Annotated in this window: 1 protein-coding gene; it reads right to left on the bottom strand. The window is 65.5% G+C overall.

The window, feature by feature from the left end:
- Positions 1-91 precede the first annotated feature (91 nt).
- Positions 92-1,180, bottom strand: a complete 1,089-nt coding sequence (gene pstS, locus QMX78_RS21375) for a phosphate ABC transporter substrate-binding protein PstS (protein ID WP_282273455.1) — start codon at positions 1,178-1,180, stop codon at positions 92-94.
- Positions 1,181-1,582: the final 402 nt, after the last annotated feature.

Raw genomic sequence — 1,582 nt, 5'->3', positions numbered from 1 at the left:
ATTACCGCGCCGCGGCCCCCCCCCCGGGGGGGGGGGGGGGGGCCCGCCCCCCCGCCCCCCCCCCCCCCCCCCCCCCCCCCGCTTCACTACGTCACTTGAACTCGGCAGCCCAGTACGCTTCGATCTGGCTGACCAGCTCGGCCGGCAGCGGCACGTAGTGCAGCTCGTTGGCCTGGGCCTGGCCATTCTCGAAGGCCCACTTGAAGAACGCGCGGGTATCGGCGCTGCGCTTGGCATCCTTCGGCTGCTTGTGCATCAGCATGAAGTTGGTGGCAGTGATCGGCCATGCATTGGCGCCCGGTGCGTTGGTGATCACCAGGTTGAAGTCCTTGGCGTTGGCCCAGTCGGCGCTGGCAGCAGCGGCGGCGAAGGTCTCGGCGGTCGGCTGCACCCAGCTGCCAGCGGCGTTCTGCATCGAGGCATATGGCATGTTGTTCTGCAGGGCGTAGGCCAGCTCGACGTAGCCGACCGAACCCTTGATCTGCTGCACGTAGGAGGCAACGCCTTCGTTGCCCTTGCCACCGACGCCGTCCGGCCACTGCACCGAGGTGCCTTCGCCAACCTTTTCCTTCCACTCGCCGCTGACCTTGGACAGGTAGTTGGAGAAGTTGAAGGTGGTGCCCGAACCGTCCGAGCGGTGCACCAGGGTGATCTTGGTGTCGGGCAGGGTCACGCCCGGGTTGGCATCGGCGATGGCCTTGTCGTTCCAGGTCTTGATCTTGCCGAGGAAGATGTCAGCCAGCAGGGTGCCGCTCAGGCGCAGCTGGCCCGGCTGCAGGCCTTCCAGGTTGACCACCGGCACCACGCCGCCGATTGCCGACGGGAACTGGCCCAGGCCTGCCTGCGCGAGTTCTTCGGTGGAAAGCGGCTTGTCGGAGGAGCCGAAATCGACGGTGCCGGCCTTGATCTGGGCGATACCGCCACCCGAGCCGATCGACTGGTAGTTGATCTTGGCGCCGGTCGCGGTGTTGTAGTCGGCCGACCACTTGGACACCAGTGGGAAGATGAACGATGCGCCGGCACCGGAGATCTCAACAGCAACCTTGTCACCAGCGGCCGCTGCGGAGGCGCCCGCGGCGTCTGGGCCGGAAGCGGCCTGGTTACCCTTGTCACCACAGGCCGACAGGCCCAGGGCGATGGCCAGCGAAAGGGCGGCAAGACCGGTCGTGTGCAGCTTCATGCGTCACTCCATAGCGGGGTAAATGCCGGCATCGCCGGCGGATGCGGCTATGAAATGATGTTTTTGTTACAGCCTAATTACATCGTGAAAAAAATCTGAAAAAGCTCACAGAATCAATGGCTGTCGGGTGGTTGGTTGGCGGGCCTGAAGACCGGAATGCCGCCCGCAGGCCGGAGCTTTCCCGGGAATGCCCGTAGTGCCGAGCCATGCTCGGCAGGGGGCTTCACCGGTAGAGCCTCAGCCGAACATGGCTCGGCTCTACAAAGGGGGCGGTCCCGGCACTGCCCGACTGTAGTGCCGAGCCATGCTCGGCAAGGGGCTTCACCGGTAGAGCCTCAGCCGAGCATGGCTCGGCTCTACAGGGAGTGGTCCCGGCAATGCCGCAGGGGCTGGACTTCCGGC

The sequence above is a fragment of the Stenotrophomonas sp. PS02298 genome (assembly GCF_029959445.1).
Classification (GTDB): Bacteria; Pseudomonadota; Gammaproteobacteria; order Xanthomonadales; family Xanthomonadaceae; genus Stenotrophomonas.
The sequence above is the reverse complement of the archived record's forward strand: the minus strand, read 5'-3'. Positions and strand labels throughout refer to the sequence as shown.

Excerpts from the sequence above, each read along its gene's own strand:
- pstS (WP_282273455.1), bottom strand. The coding sequence starts at position 1,180 with ATGAAGCTGCACACGACCGGTCTTGCCGCCCTTTCGCTGGCCATCGCC.